A 17146-nucleotide genomic window follows, 5' to 3' on the forward strand; every position below is an offset into this window, starting at 1 on the left:
TCGTTATGAGCCGTGTCACGGAAATACGTTATGTGGGTTATGGGTTGCCGGATGTGGAGGCGGAGCGGGCTTTCTATAATGACCAGTGGAAGCTGGTGGAGGCGGGTTCTGGGGACGGGATGGTGTATTTCGCGGCCGATGGCGGAGCGGAGGGCTATGTGGTCCGGCTGCGGCAGGCGGACGAGAAGCGGGTTGATGTGATCGCGCTGGCGGCGGACAGCCGGGCCGATGTCGATGCGCTTCACGGACAGGTGGCGGCGTCGGGATGCCGCATCATCTTTGCGCCCAGGGATCTCGACACGCTGGGGGGCGGCTATGGCTTCCGCTTCTTCTCGCCCGACGGTCTGCCCTTCGAAGTGTCGAGCGACGTGCATGTCCGCGTGCCACGGACGCTGGAGCGCTGGGAAGGCGTGCCGCAGAAGATCAGCCACATCGTGCTGCATTCGCCCGACCACAAGGCGCTGGTGCAGTGGTTCTGCGACGTGCTGGGCTTTAAGGTTTCGGACTGGCTGGGCGACTTCATGGGCTTCCTGCGCTGCAACGCGGCGCATCACCGCATCGCCGTGCTGCCGGGACCGCCCTGCCTCAACCATGTCGCCTATGACATGCTCTCGGTCGACGACATGATGGTGGGCATCAACCGCCTGAAGCAGAAGGGCACCGACCTGCGCTGGGGTCCGGGGCGGCACACGGCGGGCAACAACACCTTCAGCTATTTCACCACGCCCGCAGGCTTTGCGGTCGAATATACCTCGGAACTGGAGGAAGTGGACTTCGAGGCCCATGAGGCGAAGGTCCATGTGCCCGGCCCCAAAGTGATGGACCAGTGGGGCATCGGCGTTGGCGGACCGCAAACCATGCCGCATCCGGAGGCCGACAGCGGCCTGTTCACGGGCGGGGAGGTGTAAGCCCCGTGGCGCTCTACGAACCCTTCCCCAACTATATCTGGAACCTCTCGGTCGCGATCGCGCTGGAGAGCGGCGGGCGCATCGGCGAGATCGTCGACATGTGCCAGCCGATCCTCGACGCCGCCGCCAGCGGCGCGGACGCGGGCACGCCCATGTTCATGAAGGCATGGGCGGGCATGGGCGACAGGCTGCTGGACCTTGCCGCCGAGGATGAGGGCAGGGGCCGCGCCTACTCCGCCTCGAACAAGCTGGAGCGCGCATCGCTCTACCTCTTCGTTGCCGAACGGATGCAGGGCCATGGCGCGCCGGGCCGCGCGGAAACCTATGCGAAGGCGCGCGCTGCCTTCGACCGTTCGACGAAGCTCGGGCGGATCAATCGCGAGCGGGTCGAGATCCCGCTCGATACCGGCACCATGCCCGCGCTGTTCACCCGCGCGCCGGGCGAAGGGAAAAAGCCTGTCGTCGTCTTCTGCAACGGTCTCGATAGCTGCAAGGAACTGCTCTACTGGACGGGCCTTCCGGTCGAACTGGCGCGGCGGGGCATCTCCACCCTGTGCGTCGACCAGCCGGGCTCCGGCGAAGCGCTGCGGCTCCAGAACCTCCCCGTCGATCCGCACAGCGAAAGCTGGGCGAGCAAGGCGGTGGACTGGCTGGAGCAGCAGAGCGACGTGAACCCCGGGGCCATCGGCATGACCGGCATATCGCTCGGCGGCCATTTCGCGCCGCGCGCGGTCGCCTATGAGCCGCGCTTCGCCAGCGGCGCGGTGTGGGGCGCGAACCACAACTGGCGCGAGGTGCAGGACAGGCGCATGGCGCGCGAGGGCGAGAACCCGGTCCCGCATTACTGGGCGCATGTCCACTGGGCCTTCGGCGCAAAGGATCAGGACGACTTCCTCGCCAGGTCGGAGGCCATGAACCTCAACGGTCATATGGACCGGATCAAGGTGCCCTTCCTCGTCACCCATGGCGCCAGCGACCGGCAGATCAGCCCGTCCTACGCCGACGATCTCTACGACCAGCTCATCAACTCCCCCCGCCGCGAGAAGATGATCTTCACCCCCCGCGAAGGCGGTGTCGAACATGTCGGCGCCGACAACATGGCCTACGGCCGCGACCTCCTCGCCGACTGGTTCGCCCAAACATTGGGCGGAACCACGGGGTGATGGGAACGACCGCATTCATCGCCCGCGAGACGATGGTCAGCGCAGTCATAAACGGCGCGATCAGCGCGGCTTTCTTCCTCGGCCTGTTCGGTTTGCGGGACGCGGTGCCGGTTACGGGATGGGGCGGCTATGCCGTCGACTTCGTGCCTCAGAGCGCACCGGTCGCGCTGATGGCCTGCCTCGTTCCCGCGCTGCTGGCACGGCGGGCGGTGAGAACGGGGCGGATCGCTTCACCGGAACTCCCCGGCGTGGCAGCATTGTTCCGAATGGCACTTATCTGTGCGGCGCTGTCCGCCCTGCTGGGCGGGGGCGTAGCGATGATCTGGATCGGCAGCGGCATCGCCGCGCTTGCGCCCCTCCCCGCCTTTGTCGTCAAGATCGTCTATGGCGCGCTGATCGGCGCGCTCGTTACCCGGCGCGTGCTGCAACGGCTGCTACGCCCAACCCCGCTTGCAAAGGACTGAACTGCCATGGATTTTCTTCCCGTTCGCCGCATCGTAACCGGTCATGATGCATCAGGCCGCGCCATCATCCAGCAGGACGGCGCAGTTCCGCGCGTCCAGCGCATCGGCGGGGAGATCGGTCCGATCTTCCATGAAGTGTGGAATACGCAGGCGACGCCCGCCCCCATTGATGCCGCGTCCGGCGAGCCGCCCGAAACCGGCATCATCCTCGCCCCACCCAAGGGCGGCACCCGCATCCGGGTGCTCGATATCCCGCCGGAAGGAGAGGCCATCCGCGCCATGTCGCCCGAAGAGGCGCAGGCCCATTTCGCCGAGGTCGGCGCGGGCAGCGCGTCGGCGCATCATGGCGAAGGATCGCGCCATGCCCTGATGCACCGAACCGAAACCATCGACTATGGCATCGTGCTGGAGGGCGAGCTGGTGCTCATCATGGATGAAGGCGAAACCACCGTGCGGGCGGGCGACATCGTGATCCAGCGCGGCACCAATCATGGCTGGTCCAACCGGTCGGACCGCAACTGCCGCATCGCCTTCATCCTGATCGACGGCGCTTTCGAGCCGGACCTGAAACGCTGAGATTCCCATGCGGCTGACGGTTACGGGTGCGGGCGGGTTCATCGGCCGGGCCGTGGTGCGCAGGCTGATGGCGCAGGGCGTGCCGCCATCCGACCTGCTGCTGGTCGACCGCGCCTTCTCCGAGGCCAGCGCTTCGCCGACGCTGGTCGGGGATCTCACGGACGAAGCGGTCCTGAGCGCGGCGACGGCGGAGTGCGACGCGCTGCTGCATCTGGCGGCGCTGCCCGGCGGTGCGGCGCAGGCGGACCCCGACCTGTCGCGCCGCATCAACCTCGACGTGCCGGTGCGCCTGATCGAGCGGATGGAAGGGGGCAGGCTGGTTATCGCAGGCTCCATCGCGGTGCTGGGTGGCGCGCCTGCCGGACCCGTCAATGACGACAGTTTGCGGCGTCCCGACAGCGTTTACGGGACGCACAAGGCGATGGTAGAATTGGCGTTCGGCGATGCCGTCCGGCGCGGCGCGATAACCGGCGTGCTGGTGCGGCTGCCCGGGGTGGTCGCGCGACCAGTCAGCGCGGGCGGATTTGGGTCGGCATGGATGAGCGACATCTTCCACGCCGCGCGCACCGGCCAACCCCTGTGCCTGCCCGTGGCACGCGAGGCGACAAGCTGGCTGGCGTCGGTCGAGGTGACGGCGCACAACCTCGTTCACGCCCTTTGCGCAGATTTCGCAGTCGCCGCTCCGGTCACACTCCCCGCCCTGCATGTGCGGATCGGCGACCTGATCGACCGGCTATCGCAGCGTTTCGGATATGATGGCTTCACGCATGCCGAAGATGTGGCGGTCCGGCGCATGTTCGGCAGCTATCCACCGCTTGCGACGCCGCTTGCCGAAAGCCTTGGCTTTGTGCGGGACAGGGATCTCCCCGCGCTGATCGACGCCGTGTTCGCGCATGAGGACGGCGTGGCCTTCTGATGCACGATTGAATGAGCCGGGCGTCACCAGCCGAAGACATATCTCTCGCGGCGGACATCCGCGCCGCCGCGCAGGGTGCCTGTGCCGGGCACGACGCCGGCCGCGACGATGCCGGTCGACACGCCGAACGGACCCAGCACATCGAGCTTATGCCCCCGCGCCGACAGATCGTCGCGCACCTGTGCGGGAACGCGATCCTCGATCTCCAGCACACCTGGTTCGTCCTTCTTGATTCCGAAGGAGCCGTGGAAATGGTTGGAATTGATGCGCGGCGCTTCAATGGCGGCCTGAAGCGGCTGGCCGAAAGCGAGAACGCGCAGCAGGACGTTCATGATCTGCTGATCCTGATTGTCCCCGCCCGGCGTGCCGATGGCGAGGAACGGCGCGCCGTCCTTCATGACGATGCAGGGGGAGAGCGTCGTGCGCGGCCGCTTGCCGGGAGCGAGCACATTGGGGCTGTCGGGGTCCAGATCGAAAACGGTCATGCGATTGCTCATCGGCACACCCGTGTTGCCGGGGATATAGGCGCCGCCCAGCATCCAGCCCGAACTGGGCGTGCAACTGAAAAGATTGCCGTCCCGGTCCACCACTTCGATCGCGGTCGTGTCGGCGGTCGGGCGCGGCGGCGCCTTGAGCATATGGGGTGTGAAGACGGGCGTGGTGCGCGCCTTGCCCTCATAGGCCCATGGGTCGCCATAGCGATGGTCGAGCGAGGCGCGGCTGGCGATCTGCGCCGCGCGGGCGGCGGCGTAGCTTTTCGACAGCAGCCCCTTCGCCGGAACGGTCGCGAAATCGGGATCGCCGAAATACATGTTGCGATCGTCGAAGGCGAGCTTGATGGATTCCGCGACGATGTGGAGATAATCGGCCGACCCCGGCTCCATGGACACGATGCCCGCCGCCTCGGCGATGGCGAGCGCCATGAGCATGGCTGGCCCCTGACTCCAGAAACCGCCCTTACAGACGTCATAGCCAAAGATGCGGGCAGTGGCGGGCGCTTCGACCTTGCCCTTGTAGCGCGCCAAATCCTCGTATCGCATCAGGCCGCCGTCCCGCTCCATCGCCGCGCCGATGCGCCGGGCGATGTCGCCCTTGTAGAAAGCGTCGCGCCCCGCCTGGATCGCGGCCTTGCGATCCTTGGCTTTGGCGAACGCCGCCGCATCGGCATCGGCGATGATCCGCATCGTGCGGGCGAGATTGGGCTGGCGGAAGATTTCGCCGGTGCGGGGCGGCTGTCCGCCGGGATAATAGGCGGCATAAGCATCCGCCCATTTAGACGTCGCCTTCTGCTGGCTGACAAAGACTTCGGCGAGGAAATTATACATGACGAAACCGTCCGCCAGTTCGATGGCGGGCTGCATCACCTGATGCAGGGTCATGGTGCCGTTAAGTTGCAGAGCAAGCGCCATCGCATCGACCATGGCCGGAATAGTGCCGCCATTGGGACCGTTGCCGGGGATCACGCCCGCCGCGGCGAACCGGGCGGGCGTCGCGAGTGCGGGCGCCGTCCCCTGCCCGTTCACGACCGAGACCTTTTTCGCCTTCGCGTCATAGATGATGGTCGGTGCTTCTCCGCCGAAGCCGAAGTGGGAAATTTCGGTGACAGCGGCGGCGAACACGGCGGCGACACCTGCGTCGGTGGCGTTGCCGCCAGCCATCAAAATGCGCGTCCCGGCAGCCACCGCATAATGGCGGCCCGCCGCGACAATGCCGAAACTGCCGACGATTTCAGGCCGGAGGGTTTCTCCCGCACTCACCAATCTGGTTGGTTCTATCGCCGCTTTCGGTGCCGCCGCGGTTTGCCCGCCCGCTCTTCCCTCCAATCCGGTTACAACCGCCCCAGCCATGGCTAGAGCGGCAAGCTCGCGGCGGGAAACCCTGTTTTCCGGCCTTTCGGTCATGATCGCTATCCCCTGTTCGTGACCGGCAACCTGCGAAGAGAGGCGCTGTCAGTCGATCCGATCCAAAATCAACGAAAGGCGCGGCCATCTCCGCCATCCATATTGGTGCATTCAATAAATTTCACATTTCTTTCAATTTGAGTGGCGGAAATTTCGCGGTCATCAGTCTTATGGAAACGAAGCGTGCGCCGGAGCGGGGTGGCGGACGCATCTGTGGCGCTGTTTTCATCGCCCTCGATAACTCGCGCCCAAGGGGAAGGTGCCGGCAATCCAGTTCATGGGGGTCTGCTGATACGCTGCCCGGAATTCAAGAACGACGATCGCGCCCACCGCATTCCACGCGGGCTACGGGACGCGCTTGCCCGGTCAGTCAGCCGATAAGCCCGCACGCCCTGGAATGGCCCTGAGGAGAAGGCGCATCGCAAACAGGGGAACAGAAACATGAGGGTCAAGATCAAAGCGAGACATTTGCGAATATTAGCCGGAGCAAGCCTGAGCGCCTTCGCCATCGGAAGCGCGGCGGCCCAGACGGCCAGTGACGCAGCGCCTCAGAGCGAGGAACAGCCGGCGGCGGAAATCGTCGTCATCGGATCGCAGATCAGGGGTGCGAACACGACCGGCGCCCTGCCCGTCAGCGTCGTGGGCGAACAACAGATCGAAGCCGTGGCGGCGGTATCCGGCGCAGACCTGTTCCGGTCCATCCCGCAACTGGGCGGCGTCACCTTCAATGAACAGGTTCTGGGCGGCGGCAACGCCAACGCGGCACGCGGCGACGTATCCACCGTGTCGCTGCGCGGCCTGGGCCAGGGCAATACGCTGCTGCTCATCAACGGTCGCCGGACCGTGCTGCACCCGACATCGCAGGCGATCACGGGCGTGATCGATTCCGGCGTTCCCACATTCGGCTACAACGCCAACACCATCCCGGTCGGCAACATCGCCCGCGTCGAAGTCCTGCGCGATGGCGCAGCGGCGCTCTATGGATCGGATGCGGTGGCGGGTGTCGTCAACAACGTGCTCAATTCCGATTACAAAGGCGCCAAGTTCGATATTCAATATGGCGGCGCGGAAGGAACCAACCTGCGTGAGCTGGCCGTGAACGGCCTTGTCGGAACGGACTTTGCGGAAGGCCGCGGCAACATCTCGCTGTTCGCCGGCTATGCGCGTAAGTCGAAGCTCTATCTGGCCGATCAGGATTATACCGCCGTTGCGGACCGCCGTCCGTTCGTGGCGGGCACAAGCTTTGCGAACGTCAACGCCTTCAATGGCACCGGCACGTCGACACCATGGGGCACATTCCGCGCCCTCAACGCCACACCGAGCGCGAACGGCGTCGTGAGCTTCCTCAACCGGAGCATCGCCAGCAACGGGACCGCGTTCAGCAACGCATCGGCCCAGTGGCATATCCAGCCCAACACCAACAGCGGCTGCCGCATCGCGGCGGGGACGCCGGGCATGTGCTATGACGATGGCAATGGCGTCACTGAAATGGCGAATATCGACTCCAACCTGCGTTTCGATTCGCCGGGCACGTTCAAGGATCTGACCACCCAGCCGTCCGTGCGGCGCATCAATCTGTTCGCCAATGCGCATTTCGACCTGACGGATAATATCACCCTGTTCGGCGAGGCGGGATTCTATCGCGGCGTCACCCATGCCACCATCGGCGCGCCGGGATCGCTGGCGAACATCCCGATCACGGTGGCGGCCAATGCCTACTGGAACCCGCTGGGACCGGTCGGTTCCGCCAACCGCCTGCCGGGCCTGTCCACCGCCGTCGTTCCGGCGGAGGGGCTGCCGGTGCAGATCACCGCGCTCAGCTATGTCGATGTGGGATCGCGGCCGGTCGATGTGACCAACTACCAATATCGGTTCCTGGGCGGCGTGCGCGGCAGCCTTGGCGACTGGGATTTCGACAGCGCCGCGCTCTACACCTGGGCAACCGCGGCGGATACGCAGAGGAATTTTTCCAACACATTGCTGCAACGGGCGATCAACCGCACGACGCCCGACGCCTATAACCCCTTCAATGGCGGCTGCATCGACAAGCCTTCAATCGGCGATTGCACCCCCAATTCGCAGGCGACCATCGACAGCTTCATGATCGACGCGACCCGCCGCACACGCACCAGCCTTGCGCTCGCCGACTTCAAGATTTCGAACAACGATCTGATCGGATTGTGGGGCGGTAACAGCATCGGCGTCGCTGCGGGCATCGAATATCGCCGCGAAACCTATCACGACAATCGTTCCACCTATCAGGGCGGCGTCGCGGGCGTCGATACAACCTATACCGACGCGGTAACGGGCATCTTCTACGGGTCCGACCTTGGCGGCGCCAGCCCCTCGCCCGACGTGCGCGGCAAGCGGAACGTCAAGTCGGCCTATGCCGAACTCGCAATCCCGATCTTCAGCCCGGAAATGGAAGTGCCCTTCTTCCGCTCGCTCGAATTCCAGATCGCGGGCCGATACGAAGATTATAGCGACGTAGGATCGGTCGCGAAGCCCAAGATCGCGGGATCGTGGGAATTGCTGGAGGGCATGCGGCTGCGCGGGTCATGGTCGCAGGGTTTCCGCGCGCCGAACCTGGAAGTCATCAACACATCCACGCTCGACCGCGTGAACACGGGCATCGACTATGTGCTGTGCGAAGCGGACGTGCGCGCCGGGCGGATCGCCAACTTCTCACAATGCGCGCGCAGCATTTCCGTCCTGCGGCGTAGCGGCGGCAACCCGAAGCTGAAGCCGGAGGAATCGACGAGCTGGAGCTTCGGCGCGGTCTTCTCGCCGCCACTGGGCGATGGGTGGGGCAAGGTCACTTTCACGGTCGACCGGTGGAAGATCCAGCAGAAGAATGTGGTTGGCCTGCTCGACTATCAGAATGCGCTGAACCTCGACTATCTGCTGCGCACGCAGGGCAGCAGCAATCCCAATGTGGTCCGCCGTGCCCCAACCCAAACTGACATTGATCTGACCGCCGGAACCGGGCTGGCGCCCGTGGGCGAGTTGCTCTACGTCGTGGCCAATTTCCAGAATTTGCTGCCGGTCACGGTACAGGGCATTGATTTCGGCCTCGATTATTATCTGCCAACGGCAGCGCTCGGCACCTTCTCGTTCAACGTCAACGCATCGCGCCTCATCAGCTACTTCGTCGATGCGCCCGCCGCCGTGCAGCAGGTGATCGACGCGCAGGGTGCGGGTGAGATCAGTCGATCCGTGCCCGTGCAGGGCGGCGGCGACGTGATCGGGCGCGATGGCCAGCCGCGCTGGCGCATTTCCGCTACGCTCGACTGGACGATGGGGCCGGTCAAGATCGGCGCTTTCACCCAATTTGTCGACGATGTGTATGAAAATGCGGTGTTCGACGCGACCAACACGAAGTGGGTGGTGAAGGGGCAGACCACCGTCAATCTCTACGCACAATATACGTTCAAGAATGACGGACCGCTCAACGGTACGTCAATTCAGGTCGGAGCGCGCAACATCTTCGATAAGGACCCGCCGCTCGCTTCCACCGGCTATCTGTCGAGCGTCTACACGCCTCAGGCGCGCTACTGGTATACGAGCATCAAGAAGAGCTTCTAGGCTCTGTGGGGAGAGCGTGCTGCAGCGCCCTCCCCTTTTTCAGGAATGAGGATTTATATGGCCGACCGGCGTCCACCTTCCGCTTCTCTGGATCGACGCGAAATGCTGGCGGCGGGGCTGGCGGGCGTCGGACTGGCTGCCCTGCCCCGTTCGGCGAAGGCCCAGTCGGGTGCGCGGGCGCCCGATGCGCCGCGATCAGGCGGGGCAAGCGTCGCCGCGCATCGTGTGGAAGTGCCGATGCCCCATGGCGGCGTGACCGCCGGGCACCCGCTCGCCGCCATGGCGGGCACGCGCATGCTGATGCAGGGCGGCACGGCGGCGGATGCGGTCGTCGCGGCGATGGCGGTCATGAACGTGGTGGAACCCTGGGCATCGAGCGCGGGTGGCAACGGCTTTGCCACCTGCCTCGACCGCAGGAGCGGGGCCGTCCATTCGCTCGCTTTCACCGGCGGCGCGCCCCGGCTGCTCGATCCGCAGGTCGATCCGGCGGCGCTTGACCATGGACCGAAGGCGCTGACGGTGCCGGGTGCGTTCGGCGGGTGGATCGCGCTCGTCCGCCGGTTCGGAAAGCTGCCGCTGTCGGTGCTGCTGGAACCCGCCATCGGCTACGCCCGCGACGGGCATCCGCTCGATCCGTCGATTGCCCTTTTCATCGCCCGCGCACAGAAGACGCTGGCGCTCTACCCCAGCAGCGCGGCGATTTTCCTGCCGGGAGGAAAGCCCCCTGCTCCGCGCTCGATCTTCCGCAATCCCGATCTGGCGCGCACCCTTCAGTCGCTGGCGGATGCAGAGACGAAGGCGCTGAAGGGCGGCGCAGACCGCGACCGTGCGCTTCAGGCGGCCTATGATTATTTTTACACCGGCCCCATCGCGCAGGAGTTCGCCCGATTCTCGGCTGAAACGGGCGGATGGCTGCGGCTTGACGACCTGAAAAGCTATCAGCCGCGCTGGGACAAGCCGGTCACGACGAATTATCGCGGCCTTGATGTCTTTTGCAGCCCGCTCACATCGCGCACCGGTCTGGAACTGTGCGAGCAGCTGAATCTTGTCGAAGGGTTCGATCTCGCGGCGCTGCCGCCGGACGATCCGCGCTTCACGCATCTTCTGATCGAGGCGATCAAGGTCGCCAAGGCGGATGTCTATAAATATGCCGCCGATCCCAGGTTCAGCCAGACACCGGTCGAAGCGCTGCTGTCGAAGGCCTATGCGGCTCAGCGGCGCAAGCTGATCGACCCGGCCCGTGCGGGCGTCTACCCGGAAGGCGGGACGCCGACGCTCGCGGCTCTTCCGGCCAGAAAGTTCGCGGCGCGGGACGAGCGCACGCGCGGTGGCGACACCACCAGCCTCTCGGCCGTGGATGCGGACGGCAATGCCATCGCGGTCACGACGACAGTGGGCGGCGGATTCGGCACCTTCCTCGTCATGGGCAGCACCGGCATCCTGTTCAATAACGGGCTGCGCCTCGGCTCCACCGCGCCCTACGCCGGCCACCCCAACATGCGCGCGCCGGGCAAGGTGCCGCTGCTCGGCAACGGTCCGACCATCGTCCTCGACAAGGGACGGTTGAAGCTGGTCTTCGGTTCGCCGGGCGGCGAAACGATCGGCCAGACGCAGTTCCAGTTTCTCGTCAATGCCATCGACCGGCAGATGCCCATTCAGGCCGCCATCGAAGCGCCGCGCTTCGCTTTCGACGCAGATCCCAATTTCTACAGGCCCGGTGCGGCGATCACCGTTCAGGCGGAGGACCGCTTTTCGCCCGCGGTGCTGGAGGGGCTAACCGCCATGGGTCATCGGATCGAGCCGGTCGGCCCCTATGCCATCGGCAGCGTGCAGGGGATCATGGTCGATCCGTCCGGCACCCGGATGGGAGGGGCCGACCCGCGCCGCATGGGATATGCGGTCGGATACTGAATCGGGAATATTAGAGAGAACAGGGGACGCAGGGCATGACCGGATCGTTGCAATCGACCATAGCCGCATTTTTGCTCGCAGGCGCGCCACTCGCCCATGCGGCGCCCGCCAACCTGCCCCCGCCCGGCGGAGAGAAACCCGTCGCGTTCGATGTGCATGAAGGCACTTCGATGGCCGTATCCGTGTCTCCGGACGGCAAATGGCTTGCGGTCGATCTTCAGGGCAGCCTCTGGATCGTCCCGGCAAAGGGCGGCAAGGCGGTGCGGATCACCGACTATTTCAACGATGCGCGCCAGCCGGTCTGGGCGCCGGACGGCAAGGCGCTCGCCTATTTCGCCTATCGTGAAGGCGGCTATGATCTATGGACGATCCGACCGGATGGCAGCGGCGCGCGCAAGCTGACGCAAGGCGCCTATGACGACCGGGAACCGGCTTTCTCCCCCGATGGCGGGACGATCGCCTTCTCCTCCGACCGCAGCGGCAATTACGACATCTGGACGCTGGATCTGACATCCGGCGCGATCAAACAGGTCAGCAGCGCTCCGCGCGAGGATCGCATGCCGACATGGTCGCCCGATGGCGCACGGATCGCCTATTCCGGGACGGAAGGTGCAAAGACAGGCCTCTACGCGACCACGCTCGCCACCGGAGCCGAAACTCCGCTGCGCGAGGTCAAGGGCCGGGTCGACGCGCCGTCCTTCGGGCCGAAGGGGGAACTCGCCTATGTCGTGCAGGATGCGAGCGGCAGCCGGTTGGAAATAGACGGCGCCCCCGTCAGCGGTGCGGAGAATGTTTTCCCCTTCCGCGTTTCGTGGGGGAAAAGCGGCTATTATTATGTTTCGGACGGCAAGCTGAGGCACCGCACCAGCACAAAGCTCTCCACCATTCCCTTCTCCGCCACGCTGGAGGTCGTGAAGCCCCAATATAAGCGCGCCATGCGCGACTGGGACAGCGAAGCGCCGCGCAAGGCGCTGGGCATCGTCCATCCGACCATTTCGCCCGACGGCAGCCGCATCGCCTTCGTCGCTCTGGGCGACCTCTATCTGATGTCGTCGAAGGGTGGGACGCCGGAAAATCTGACCAGGGACGGGGCGCTGGATGCCGACCCGGCATGGTCGCCCGATGGAAAGCAGATCGCCTACACGTCCGACAAGGGCGGCGGTCTTCCGCAACTCTGGGTCCGCGACCTTGCGAGCGGCAAGGACCGCAAGCTGACCGATATCGACACACAACCGCTCGGCGCGGCATGGTCCCCGGACGGGAAGCGTATCGCCTATATCGACGTTGACGGCCGCTGGGGCGTTGCTGGCGTCTGCATCATCGACGTCGCGACCGGCGCGATCACGCGGCTGCAAGGGTCGCTCGGCCAGCCGGGCAGTCCGAGCTGGTCAGCGGACGGCAAATATGTCGCGATCAGCCTGTCCTACAAATATTCCAACAGCTTCCGGGAGGGGACCAATCAGGTCTATGTCATCCCGGCGGACGGCAAGGGCGAACCCTTCTGGCAGATCCCGGAAGCCAACATGTCGATGGACACGCGCGGCGGCGGCGGCCCGACATGGTCGCCGGACGGGACGAAGATGGCAGCGATCTACGAAGGGCTGCTCAAGATCTGGCCTGTCGATCCGGACGGCAAACCGATGGGTCCGCCACGCAGCTACAGCTCCGAAATCGCCTATTTCCCGACATGGACGGCGGACTCGAAGACAATCCTTTACCAGTCTGCCGACAAGCTGAAGACGGTCGATCTGGAAACCGGAAAGGTCACGGACATCCCGCTGGACCTGACCTACCGGCTGGCCAAACCGACCGGGAGCACAATCGTCCATGTCAGCAATCTGGTCGATTCCGTCCGCGACGAGACGCAGCACGACAAGGACATCGTGATCGAGGGCAACCGCATCGTCGCGGTGCAGGATCATGACCCGGCCTTGCATGCGGCTGGCAAGCTGGTCGACGGGACCGGCCTGACCGCCATCCCCGGCCTGATCGAACATCACAGCCATGTGCAGAAGGATTTCGGCGCGAACCAGCACAAGGCGTGGCTCGCCTATGGCATCACCACCGTCCGCGATCCGGGCGCGCAGGTCTATGACGGACTGGAGGACCGCGAGGCGAGCGAAGCAGGCGTGCGGATCGGGCCGCGCATCTATACCGGCAGCCCGCTGATGGAATGGCAGCGCGTCTATTATAAAATGGGCATCGCCGTCTCCAGCCCCGCCCATCTGGAGCGGGAACTGAAACGCATCCGTCTGCTCAAATATGACATGATGAAAAGCTATGTCCGCATGCCCGACCTTTACCAGCGGCGCATCGTGGAAGCAGCGCACGCGATGGGAATCCCGGTGTCGGGCCATGAAATCTACCCGGCCGCCTATACTGGCGTCGACGCGACCGAGCATCTGGGTGCGACCAGCCGGCGCGGCTATTCGCCCAAGCAGGGGCCGCAGGGCATGGCCTATGAGGACGTAGTCCAGTTGTTCGCGCGCAGCGGCCGCACTCTGACGCCCACGATGTTCGGATCGCTCACGGGCTATCTGGAGCAGCATCCCGCCTATCGCGACGATCCGCGCGTCAACCTCTACCCGGTATGGGCGCAGAAATCGGTGCGGGATCAGGACCCCATGGCGGCAATGCTGCGGCCTCTGATGGCGGGCAGCCTCAAGTCGCTCAAGGCCATGTATGACGCAGGCACCTTTGTAACCGCAGGAACGGACACGATCATCGCGACAAATCTCCATTCGGAAATCGCATCCTATGTCGATGCGGGCCTGACACCGTTTCAGGCGCTCCAGACCGCGACGGTCAACAGCGCCAGGGCGCTATTACTGGATGCCGGAACGCTTGAGGCGGGCAAGCTCGCCGACATCGTCCTCCTGAAAGGAGACCCCCGCGCCGACATCGCGAACACATTCAATGTCGCCAAGGTCATCGCGAACGGCAATGTGTTCGACGAGGAGGATCTGGTGCGTCCGCCCAAAGAATGATCGCCGGAAATCTTGATAGCCTGTGGCCTGAGCGAACCCGCCTGCGTTTTCGCTTGCCACAGCTCCCTCTTAGAAAATGCAAATGATTCGCAATTGCTGTTGACTCTGCGAATGCGTCGCAATAGTTCGCCATCGACCAGATGGGGGAATTTATGCGAAATAGTCAGAATGTTACGACGCCGGCTTTTCTGGCGCTGTCCTGCTTCAGCGCGCTCGCGGCAGCGCAGCCCGCTGTCGCGCAGGAAGAGAAGCGCAGCCTGGGCGGCATGACCGTCACCGATACGGCAATCGACGAAGATACGCCGAAGCGGGACGAAGCTGCGTCTCCCAAATATACGCGTCCCCTGCTCGACACCCCGCAAACCATCACGGTGATTGGCAAAGAGACGATCCAGCAACAGAACCTGCTGACTTTGCGCGATGTGCTGTCGACTGTGCCGGGGATCACCTTCGGCGCGGGCGAAGGCGGTTTCGGCTATGGCGACCGCATTATTTTGCGCGGGCAGGATGCGAAGAATGACGTCACCATTGATGGCGTCCGTTCAGGCGCGTTTCTTAATCGGAACGAAGTCTATAATATCGAACAGGTCGAAGTCACCAACGGCGCCAACTCCGTGATGAACGGTGGCGGTTCGGTCGCGGGCACGATCAACCTCGTGACCAAGCGTCCGCTGGCTGACGATCAGATGATCTTGAATGCCGGCATCGGCACGGACAATTATTATCGCGGCACCGTCGACATCAATTCGCGCGTCAACGACCTGATCGCCGTCCGCCTGAACGCGGTCTATCATGAGAATGACGTGCCCGGTCGCGATGTCGAAAATTTCAGGCGGTGGGGCGTGGCCCCTGCGGTCACGATCGGCATCGACGGTCCGACAAGCCTGACCCTTCAGGGTGAATATCTGGATGACAAGGCGATGCCGCAATATGGCATCCGCTATTATCCGCGCGAAGGCGGGTTCCTGCCGGAGTTCGACCGGAGCGGCTATTATGGCTTCGCCAACCTTGATCGCCAGAACAGCAGGACCAGATCGTTACAGGCCATCTTCAGCCACGCCTTCAGCGATTCCGTCAGCATCCGCAATCTGACCCGATACGAGCATATCACGCAGGATACCGTGACCAGTCAGCCGACGGGCACATTCTGTCTCGCCTCCACCGGGTTGCAGCCGCCCGATGTAAACACCGGTATTGCCGCTGCATGCACAGTCCGGATCGGGACGACCGCCGCAGGCCAGACACTGACCATTCCGGCGGGCTATTATCTGCCCACCGGCGGCCGCGGCAGTCAGCGCTTCATCTCGAACAAGACGGCTTATAATCAGCTCGATCTGAGCGCCGAGTTCGATACCGGCGGCATCGGTCATACGATGGTGATCGGCGCGTCCGCCCTGTGGGAGCGTTACGATCAGCGTCAGGGCAGCATCGGCCGCACCGGCAATGGCTTCGATCCCTATGCCGCGCCCTTTACCGCGCCAGCGACCGGTGCCGGGACGGCCAATCCGGCCTATGATGCCGGCGCGAGCCTCGGCTCCTACCTGCCGCTCGTCAGCATTTCCAATCCGGGACAGATCGTAGCCGGCCCTGTCGCCCCGGCCGGTCAGGTCGCCCGTGTTTATGGCGACAACAATTATGTCGGCCCCGTCAACTTCATTCTGGCGAGCCATGCCATCGGGGAGCAGACCAGCTATGCAGCCTATCTGTTCGACACCATGAAGTTTGCAGACTGGCTGGAACTTAACGGCGGCGTGCGTTACGAGAAAGTGGAAGGTTTCAACTACAGCGTCAGCTATAACACCGTCGCTGGCTCGCCTATGCTCGGCCAGCCTGCCAGCGTGTCGGCGCGCCTGTCGACCAGCGACCACCTCTTCTCCTTCCGCGTCGGTCTGGTCGCGAAGCCGACGCCCGAAACCAGCGTCTATATCGCCTATGGCAATTCCAGATTGCCTTCGAAGGCGTCGGTCGACGGCTCATGCACCGCCGCCAATGCGTCGGGCGGCAGCGGCACCTGCTTCGTGAAGCCGGAAACCACGGAAAACTACGAAATTGGCGCGAAGGCCGATCTGTTCGACAGGAAGCTGCTGCTGACGGTCGCGGCGTTCCGGAACGATCGGAACCAGATCAAGGTCGTTTCCGGCGATCCCACCCTGCCGGATCAGGCGACCGACGGGTTCCAGCGGGTCGAGGGCATTTCCTTCGGGGCGTCGGGAACCGTGACAGGCAACTGGACGATTTCCGCCAATTACATGTATCTCAGGAGTGAAATCAGACAGGGCGTATCGGACTTCTGCCTGGCCAACCCCGGCGCGACGAGCAGTTCGGCTGGCAACTGCGCCAACAGCCCGGCTTACCCCGATCCCACCCGCGGATATGCGCTCACCAATACGCCGAAGCATTCAGGCAGCCTGTTCACAACCTATCGGTTCGGCTTTGGTCTGCAGCTTGGCTATGGTTTGACATATCAGGGCAAGTTCCTGCTGAACCAGCCAACTCTCGCGCAGCTCACCGCCGGAACCTATGTCGGCTATCATGTGCCGAGCTATACGATCCATCGTTTCATGGCGAATTATCCGATCACGCCCAGTCTGACCGCGCAGGTCAACATACAGAATTTCACGAACGAGAAATATGTGACCACCGTCCGCAACGCCGTAGGAGGGAGCTGGGCACAGCCGGCTTCAACCCGTTCAGCGGTCTTCAGCCTCAACTATCGTTTCTGACCGAAGGTACTT

The 17146-nt window shown here is 64.0% G+C and carries 10 protein-coding genes; 9 read left to right on the forward strand and 1 reads right to left on the reverse strand.

The window, feature by feature from the left end; translation table 11 throughout:
- Positions 1 to 5: 5 nt before the first annotated feature.
- Genes SAMIE_RS09685 through SAMIE_RS09705 form a run of 5 tightly spaced genes read left to right on the forward strand, consistent with a single transcriptional unit; the run spans position 6 to position 4027 of the window.
- On the forward strand, positions 6 to 908 hold the full coding sequence (locus SAMIE_RS09685; RefSeq protein WP_066704338.1) for a VOC family protein: 903 nt from the start codon (positions 6 to 8) through the stop codon (positions 906 to 908).
- A gap of 5 nt (positions 909 to 913) precedes the next feature.
- A complete protein-coding gene (locus SAMIE_RS09690) occupies positions 914 to 2071 on the forward strand; it encodes an alpha/beta hydrolase family protein (RefSeq protein WP_066704340.1) in 1158 nt (385 codons plus the stop codon).
- Positions 2071 to 2535: a hypothetical protein gene (locus tag SAMIE_RS09695; RefSeq protein ID WP_126516807.1), complete on the forward strand. Its 465-nt coding sequence runs from the start codon at positions 2071 to 2073 to the stop codon at positions 2533 to 2535. Before SAMIE_RS09690 ends, SAMIE_RS09695 begins: the two co-directional genes overlap by 1 nt.
- Positions 2536 to 2541: 6 nt before the next feature.
- Entirely contained in the window at positions 2542 to 3111 is a 570-nt protein-coding gene (locus SAMIE_RS09700) for a cupin domain-containing protein (RefSeq protein WP_066703740.1), read from the forward strand.
- A 7-nt stretch (positions 3112 to 3118) separates the two neighbouring features.
- Positions 3119 to 4027 (forward strand): NAD-dependent epimerase/dehydratase family protein, encoded by a 909-nt coding sequence (locus tag SAMIE_RS09705; protein WP_066703742.1) that lies wholly within the window; start codon positions 3119 to 3121, stop codon positions 4025 to 4027.
- Between the two features lie 23 nt (positions 4028 to 4050).
- Here the strand turns inward: SAMIE_RS09705 and SAMIE_RS09710 are convergent, their stop codons facing one another.
- Entirely contained in the window at positions 4051 to 5928 is a 1878-nt protein-coding gene (locus tag SAMIE_RS09710) for a gamma-glutamyltransferase family protein (RefSeq protein ID WP_066703744.1), read from the reverse strand.
- 441 nt (positions 5929 to 6369) lie between these two features.
- Between SAMIE_RS09710 and SAMIE_RS09715 the strand changes: the two genes are divergently transcribed.
- The 4 genes from SAMIE_RS09715 to SAMIE_RS09730 all read left to right on the forward strand — a co-directional run bounded on the left by SAMIE_RS09715 (position 6370) and on the right by SAMIE_RS09730 (position 17134).
- A complete protein-coding gene (locus SAMIE_RS09715) occupies positions 6370 to 9513 on the forward strand; it encodes a TonB-dependent receptor domain-containing protein (protein WP_083952624.1) in 3144 nt (1047 codons plus the stop codon).
- A gap of 57 nt (positions 9514 to 9570) precedes the next feature.
- The gene (locus SAMIE_RS09720) at positions 9571 to 11424 is read left to right on the forward strand and encodes a gamma-glutamyltransferase family protein (protein WP_066703746.1); all 1854 of its coding nucleotides are present in this window, start codon (positions 9571 to 9573) and stop codon (positions 11422 to 11424) included.
- A gap of 35 nt (positions 11425 to 11459) precedes the next feature.
- The gene (locus SAMIE_RS09725; RefSeq protein WP_066703756.1) at positions 11460 to 14411 is read left to right on the forward strand and encodes an amidohydrolase family protein; all 2952 of its coding nucleotides are present in this window, start codon (positions 11460 to 11462) and stop codon (positions 14409 to 14411) included.
- Between the two features lie 152 nt (positions 14412 to 14563).
- Positions 14564 to 17134, forward strand: coding sequence for a TonB-dependent receptor (locus SAMIE_RS09730; RefSeq protein WP_066703769.1), 2571 nt, complete (start codon positions 14564 to 14566; stop codon positions 17132 to 17134).
- Positions 17135 to 17146: the final 12 nt, after the last annotated feature.

Origin of the sequence: Sphingobium amiense, from assembly GCF_003967075.1 — a bacterium.
GTDB lineage: Bacteria > Pseudomonadota > Alphaproteobacteria > Sphingomonadales > Sphingomonadaceae > Sphingobium > Sphingobium amiense.